Annotated in this window: 10 protein-coding genes; all 10 read right to left on the bottom strand. The window is 55.7% G+C overall.

Going from position 1 to position 7,244, the window contains the following annotated elements; all coding sequences use genetic code 11:
- Positions 1-123: 123 nt before the first annotated feature.
- Positions 124-1,281, bottom strand: coding sequence for a hypothetical protein (locus tag CLV97_RS13945; protein ID WP_106346135.1), 1,158 nt, complete (start codon positions 1,279-1,281; stop codon positions 124-126).
- A gap of 86 nt (positions 1,282-1,367) precedes the next feature.
- A complete protein-coding gene (locus CLV97_RS13950; RefSeq protein WP_106346136.1) occupies positions 1,368-2,126 on the bottom strand; it encodes a hypothetical protein in 759 nt (252 codons plus the stop codon).
- A complete protein-coding gene (locus CLV97_RS13955) occupies positions 2,123-2,698 on the bottom strand; it encodes a PilN domain-containing protein (protein ID WP_106346137.1) in 576 nt (191 codons plus the stop codon). Before CLV97_RS13955 ends, CLV97_RS13950 begins: the two co-directional genes overlap by 4 nt.
- The gene (gene pilM / locus CLV97_RS13960) at positions 2,695-3,687 is read right to left on the bottom strand and encodes a type IV pilus biogenesis protein PilM (protein WP_106346138.1); all 993 of its coding nucleotides are present in this window, start codon (positions 3,685-3,687) and stop codon (positions 2,695-2,697) included. Before pilM ends, CLV97_RS13955 begins: the two co-directional genes overlap by 4 nt.
- A 44-nt stretch (positions 3,688-3,731) precedes the next feature.
- A complete protein-coding gene (locus tag CLV97_RS13965; protein WP_106346139.1) occupies positions 3,732-4,493 on the bottom strand; it encodes a prepilin peptidase in 762 nt (253 codons plus the stop codon).
- Between the two features lie 142 nt (positions 4,494-4,635).
- Entirely contained in the window at positions 4,636-5,451 is an 816-nt protein-coding gene (locus CLV97_RS13970) for a nitrilase-related carbon-nitrogen hydrolase (protein WP_106346140.1), read from the bottom strand.
- Positions 5,452-5,494: 43 nt separating this feature from the next.
- Entirely contained in the window at positions 5,495-5,704 is a 210-nt protein-coding gene (locus tag CLV97_RS13975) for an ABC transporter permease (protein WP_106346141.1), read from the bottom strand.
- Between the two features lie 125 nt (positions 5,705-5,829).
- Positions 5,830-6,549 carry a hypothetical protein gene (locus CLV97_RS13980; RefSeq protein ID WP_146130501.1) on the bottom strand — a complete coding sequence of 240 codons (720 nt, stop codon included), beginning with the start codon at positions 6,547-6,549 and terminating at the stop codon, positions 5,830-5,832.
- Positions 6,550-6,566: 17 nt separating this feature from the next.
- On the bottom strand, positions 6,567-6,926 hold the full coding sequence (locus tag CLV97_RS13985; protein WP_106346143.1) for a hypothetical protein: 360 nt from the start codon (positions 6,924-6,926) through the stop codon (positions 6,567-6,569).
- Positions 6,927-6,977: 51 nt separating this feature from the next.
- Positions 6,978-7,244, bottom strand: a 267-nt coding sequence (locus CLV97_RS18980; protein ID WP_146130502.1) for a transposase, incomplete at its 5' end; no start/stop codon positions are given.

Genomic DNA, 7,244 nt, shown 5'->3' on the forward strand with positions numbered 1-7,244 from the left:
CACCCTTGACCAGCTGCCACAGGCGGAATGTGTCGAGTCGATCAAAAAATGGTCATGCCTTATTAGAACACATGTTCCAAATCGAGTCAAGGGCGAGGCCCCTTTCGCGCATCGGCCTGCAATTCACCTTAACGAGGAAATCAGCGCCTCATAGGCCAAGGCGTACCGGACCAGTCCCTCCTGCGTCTGCCAGACCAGGGCTTCGCTCGGATTCCGGCTCGCTTCCCGGGCGCTTTGTACGGCCTGATCCGCAGCCATCATCAGGTCCTGCAGATGGGGACGGGCTCCGGAGGGAAGCTGTTTTTCCAGGCGGGCGCCCGCATCCATCATCCGGCGATGGACCTCTTCCAGCTGTTTTGGATCGGAAAAACTCGACGAGGAGCCGCCCAAAAAGGTGGTCGTGGATGCCGCCAGCGTTTGAAAGATCCGGTGACCGTCCTCCACGAACCGCGGAAGATCCTTCTCCACCGCTTGAAGCGTCCCTTTGGACAGGCGGACGCGATCTCCCTTCACCTTTAAATCTTTGAGGTACACGTCCACGTTTTCCTTCTGATAGGTGACCGACAGTTTCAAGGCATCATCCCGGTTTTTTGCCACCCCCAAATAGATGCGGTGGGGGGAGGCATCGGTCATCACCCCGGCACGACCCTTGCTGCGGTGAGACTGGATCACCTGCTGCGCCCGCTCCTTTTCCGCAAAGCTCCCCCCCTGGAGCAACACCGCGTTCAAATCGGCCAACGAAAAAACCGATTCCTGCTCCTTTGAAGAAGCCGTGTCGCCTTCCGGTGACGGATTCCGCTCCAGGTGGGAATCGATGGATCGGGGAGAAAGGGCCGGATCGTCGGAGAAGAACAGGGAGATCACGGAAAAGCCCATGATCGTCCCCAAAACGAGGGCCGCTCCGACGGAGAGCAGCACCGTCCCCATCGGCTGACGCCCTCCCTTCGCATATCCCGGACGCTTGACCCGCCTCTTGGAAAAGGGGGAACGCGAAACTCCCCAGTGAATCTCCGAATCTGCACTCCCGACGCGCCGGCGGTTTGCCGGAGAAAGGATTCCCTTTTCCTCGACGAACGGCTTCCTTCCCCCTCCGACCGGCTGCAACGCGTCCTCCCGGTTGCTTTCGCTTTTCCGGGGACGATCGGCGGCGCGGCCTGCCGCCCGGATGCGAACGCTGACCGGACGGGCCGTCCCCTTGTGGACGGAACCCGGGGTTCCCTCGCGGGATGAGGTCTTTTCTTTCCCCAACGCGGGCCGAACATGATTTCCTCTGGTCTCCATCGGTCCATCGTCTCCTTGTCAAATCTGCTTCTATTATTTATCTATGATTTGATAGAAACGATAGAACCGAAAGATACGGCCCCTGTTCAGCGGGAGGAGCGGTCCTCCTTTTTTTCTTCTTTTTTGGGGCGGACCCGGATGGGGTCTCCCGATTCCCGGGAAATCTCCGGAGGACCCTTGGACGGCAACTCCTTCAGCTCGGGATCCCGATACGCATACACCAGGATCCGGATCCGGGCATTCCCGTATCCCGGCCGGCTTTTCAACCGGTGCTCCCATTCCTGGACGGAGACGATCCGCGTCATCCCGTGGAGTTGACGAAACCACTCCTTCAGCCCGGGAATATCCGCCGTCAGATAAATATCCAACCACACCGATTCCACGTGTTCGATCTTCGGAGGTTTTGAAGCCGCGCCCTCCGGAGGTCGCTTTTCCTTAACGCCGGATTCCTTCTCATCCTCCTCCTCCTTTTGGGCGGCCTGCCGGTCCAGCTCCTCCCGACTGTCGGCGACGTGGACCGCGTTCAACTTCACGCCGGCGCCTTCGGCGGCATCCCGAAGCTGAATCAACAGGCGGGGGACGTCCCGGTCCGGAGGAACCTTGTCAGCCAGCATTGAAAGCGCGTCAGGGGTGGGCGGATCGCCGGGATCCGACGATTCCAATTTTTCGCGATGGGCATCGACATAGGAGGTCATCGCTTGGAATTTGGCGGACAGTCCCTCAATCTCCCTCCACTGTTCGTACAAAAAGGGCAGGGCAGAACCGGCGATTAGAAGGCTGCCCAACACCCAGGTCCAGGCCAGAAAACGACCGGATTTCCACCACAGCGGGGAGCGCCCTTTCACGGCAGATCCCCCTTCTGGGCAGGCTTGTCCAGGGTCAAATGGAAGCGGACAATCCACGCCTTTTTCGGTTTCACTTCCAGGGAGGGATCCGTTTCACTCTTCTCGATGCTGTCCACCGCAAAGGAAGCGACCGACTCACTTTCTTCCATCATCTGAGTGAAAAACGCCACATCGTTCACCGTGTGGAACGCCCCCTTCCCGTCCAGCCGGCTTCCCTTTACCTGAAGATCAAACACCACCGCCGACGGCGGCAGCGATGCCTCCAATGCGCTGATCGCCTCGTCCCATTTCAGCCGCTCCCGATCCAGCCGATCCACCGCCCCCACATAGGCAAGCGCAGGGCCGTGCTCCTTCATGAACGCATCCCGTTCCCGTACTTGTTCACGCACCTCCTTTTCCACGGGCGCAAGTCGGGCCAGGTTGGACCGCGCCTCGGAAATCCGTTCCTCTTGGAAGGCAAAAAGCCAGAGAACCGCCGCCATGAACCCCATGATCCACAAAATCACGAGCAAAAGTCCCCAGAAGAAATGGCGCCTCCCCCAGGAGGGCTTCGGCAGCAGATTGACCTTCACACCGACATCCCCCCATCCATGAGCAGGCCGATCGAAACGGACAGGCAGGGGCCCAGCCAGGGAGAAACCCGCTCCCGCAGGTATTCCGCCATGAACTCTCCGGGGGAGGGGCTGATGGTCACGACGCCCTCTTCCGGTTTTAATCGGTCACGCAACAGGGAAAAATCCACCCCTTCTCCCGTCAGCACCCACTCCTTGGGCATCCATCCGGCTCGTCCCTTGAAGCCCTCCAGGATCTCCTTTAGACCCGCCGTCAACGCCTCTCCGTACCGTTTGACCTCCTCTTCTCCCTTTAACCGGGGTGCCAGGGGATCGGATTGTGATTCTCCCCCCTCGGCAAAAAGGGTCATCGGCAGGGAAAGAACGCGGGTTTCCAACCAGACGTCACCATCGAAAAAGCTGACTTCCACAGCTCTTGGCGAGATTTGAACGGTCATCCGTTTCGAAAACACCTCAGGCAGGGTGTGGACCAGCCACCGATGCAGCCCGAGGGGTGCCGGTTCCAGTCCGACCGGCTCCAATCCGCACCATTCCGCCAGAGAAGCGAAAGCGGAGACCGTCCTGCGGGACGCCGCCACGATCACCGTGTCCTGCTCGCCGTCGTCTTCCCAAACATGTCCCACCGGGCAACAATCGAAGACCGGATCTTCCCAGGGCAGGTCCGCCTCGGGAAGAACCTTTTTTTGAATCCACTTTCGAAGCCCCCGCTTCCCCAACTCCGGAAGCCGCCGACGCATCACCCGCACATGTCCTCCTCCGACGGCGATGTGAACCTTGCGCGTGTGCAGTTTCTTCTCCTTCAAAACATCCCGGACCGCCTGTACCACGCTCTCCGGTTCCGCGACCGTCCCTTCCCGGAACCAGCCCGGCGGAAGCGGATGAACCACCGCGTCGGTCACAAGGATCTTCCCCCGTCTTTGACACAACTCGACCAATTTGAAAAAGGAATCGGTCCATTCCAATCCCAACCGATATCGCCGGAACCCCATATCGCCATTCTACCCCTTTGCTTCGACCGTCGTTAATCTACCGATCAAAAAAGGACCTTCGTAACGAAAAAGAAAGAACCGTACCAGTCGATGATTCCGCCGCCCCAGCCATGGGCGACAAAAATCCCCGCCGCCAAATGGGGGCCGAAGGGAAGCGGATCCCGTCTCCGACCTCCCTTCGCCATCATATACAGGGCATGAAGTCCGCCGCTCATGACCGCCAGCGCAAAAGCCAGCAACCCGTTCGGCCACCCCAGCGCCATTCCGGACATGGCAAGCAGTTTCACGTCTCCCCCTCCCATCCCGCCGGTCACCCTGGCGATGACGTACGACAGGAGTAAGGAGACAACAAAGCCGAGAAGATAAAGGGAAAAAGAATCCTGACGCACCCACAGGCGCACCAGAAAAAAGAGCGCCATTCCCGGAACGGTCACGGCGTCAGGGATGATCATGGCCCAGAAATCGGTCAAAACCACGAGGACGAGGATGGACACAAGCAGCCATGCCACCCACAGCTCCCCCGTTCCTCCCCAGACGGTTTGGGCCGCGGCGAAACCTCCTCCCGTCAACCAGGAAGCCGATCCGGCGGGCGGAAAGAGCGGACGACCACAACTCCGGCAGAGGGGAGTCCGCCGGTTCCCCGGATCAAAAAAGCCTTCGGGTCCTCCGGATTCAGCGGACCGCCTGCAGTCGCCACAGCGATAAACCGCGTCCCCGTTCCCCTTCTGCACCAACCGCCGGGCAATGCGGGGAAGCAGCAGACCGACAGCCCAACCCATCGCAAAGGAAAAGATCAGTTCCGCCACCCGCTTCTCCCCCGGCCAAAGCGCATATATTCCTTCAACCTGTTTCCTGTATCTTTATTTTTGCACAATTCCCCGCTTCAGCGGAAGCATTTTATTGTCGGGATGATATACTCTCTTTGCAAAAAGTACAAAGAAATGACGGTCATCCCTTCCGGTATTCCCGCCCCGCCCGGAAAAGTCCCCCGGGGGTTAATGAAGGATCGTAGTCGTCCCAATAGGGAATCCTTTGCCGCACGCGAGAAATCAACGACAGATCCACCTCGCCGATCAAAACCTCCTCCCCTTCCCCGGACGCCTCCGCCTGCACCCTTCCGTCGGGAGCCACCAGCTTGCTCTTTCCGCAGCTTCCCTCGCCGGTCGTGTTGGCCCCCAGCACAAAGACCGTATTGTCCAAGGCCCGGGCCGGAAGCTGGATGTCCCAACGGGACTCCGCCACTTTGCTCCATACCGACGGAACGGCGATGAGGTCCGCCCCACCTAGACCCAGCAGCCTGGCCGGTTCCGGAAATTCCGCATCGTAGCATATCAACACGCCGATTTTGCCCAGGGACGTGTCGAATACCGGATAGGACCTCGGCCCCGGGCTGAAAATCCGCTTTTCTCTCCCCCACAAAAAGGTTTTGCGGTAGAGGCCGACCAACTTCCCGGAGGAATCGATCACCGCCGCCGAATTGTAAATCTTCTCCCCCTCTTCTTCGGCGAAGGGAACGACCAACACCATCTTCCGCTCGGCGGCGATCCGCTGAAAAAGGGAGACCGTCTCTCCCCGACAAGTCTCCGCCAATTCCCGAAATTGTTGGGGGCTCAAATGATAACCCGTCGACCACAGCTCCGGCAGCACCGCCAACCGGGCTCCGGCATGCGCCGCCTTTTCCACCAGGTTGAGCGCCGATTTTCTGTTCGCTACAACTTCCCCGGGAACCGCGCGCGTCTGAATCATTGCCGCCTTGAAAACCATCCCGAAACTCCCCCGTACCGATGCATTTTGGCGGGGCTTCGGCTCAACCGACGTTGAGCCTCCGCTCCATCCCCCGCAAGATCAACGCAATCGTCAAGGTCATGGCAAAGTACAGCAGCGCGGCTGTGGTGTATACCTCGAAGGCCCGAAAATTGGAGGCAACCACCTGTTGGGCCTGCCGCACGATTTCCGCCACGCCGATAATCGTCAAAATGGAAGTATCCTTCAGGCTGATAATCAACTGGTTGCTCAAGTTAGAAAACCTTCTCAGAAACAAAAATGAATCAGCACATTACCCATCAGACCCGTTGTAAAACCTCCACCTGCTCATGGCGGAGGTTATCGATTCCAACCGACGATTTTTGACCGCAATGTTGTTTATCTGTCCTTCTCCTCAAGAGTCCCCCTATTTTCTCCATCAACATCATCCTCAACATGCATTTCTGCATGTATGAATCCTTGATCGGCAGCGATGTTCAGTTGGCTTTTATTCAAGTTGAAAATGATTTGATCCATTTTTTCTTTGGGAATCTGTTTTTGCAACTCAACTTGAATGAATGTTAATAATCTCTCCAAGGTGGTTTTGAAAAAGGATCGAATGGTTTGGTCACTGTGAGTCCTGTTGTCGTACCATTTGGTATAGCCATAGGCACCTGCCAATTGCTCCATTGTATTTTGTCGAAAGCTTCTGCCCTTATAAGCAATGTGTTGGAGGAGTTGATAGGCAAAGGCAAACTCATCTTTTTGACTCAGAGTGGTATTATATAATCGCTTTTTGTGGAATGCGGCGGTCTCAATCATTTCTTCTATATCGAAGATTCGACCGGAGGTACAAGTCTTTTCGACGATTTTTTGCAGTGTCGAAGAGGATTGCAACAGTTTCAGCAATTCCTTGGCATCGCTTTGCCAGTGTTTCCTGGATGTTGAAAGCAGTTTGGATTTCGTTAAGAGAAATTTTTCAAAAACCTCTTCTGGCGCTTCGTCGTCAGAGGGCCTGGGTTTTGAATAAGTTCTGCGGGACGGACATTCTGTTTGAATGGTACAGCGGATACAGCGATAGGGCAAAGGAACCACGTTCTTATGTTGCCCGCCTTCCATTTGGCGAACTACATCAACTACTTCGGATAACAGTGCTTTGATTTTTTTGTTGGCTTATTTTCTAAATTCCACAGAATCGTTTTGACTTCATTTTGGTATTTAATCTTGCCGACTATTCGATCAGTGAAAAAATGAACATGAAAAATTTTCATACACGCAGCCAGCTCAATCAAATCACTTTTTTTGGCTAAGCGGAGATAGCTCGGAACTTTTTCTTTGGAGCGGTCTAACTGAATACAGAATTGATGGTTTTCATCATAAGTGACTTCTAATTTGGAGTAAAGGTGAGGGGACTCGGTAAAGTCATATAATATCAAGGAAGGGTTTTCTTGCGATTCTTTGAGTAAAAGGCGGCGTGGATCCAACTGCTTTTCCAAGATCCAGACCGTCCATTCTTTCCAATGGATAAGAATCCATCTGAGTAGAAGCTATTTCAAAATTCGATTCACACACCAAATAATGAATGCAATCAGGCAAAAAGCTCTATAAATATACAAATATCGGTCATATCGAACCACCAACCGACGGTAATTGTTCATCCAACCGAAGCAGCGTTCAATGATCCAACGCCGGCGGTATCCCTCTCCCACACGGATGGGGCGGCCACGACGGGGTTTGCGGCTTTTTCGCTGAATGGTGGGAATAGTGGGCTTGATTCCTCGTCGGCGCAACCAGATTCGGAAAGAACGGCTGTC

Source organism: Planifilum fimeticola (assembly GCF_003001905.1).
In the GTDB taxonomy this organism is placed as follows: Bacteria; Bacillota; Bacilli; order Thermoactinomycetales; family DSM-44946; genus Planifilum; species Planifilum fimeticola.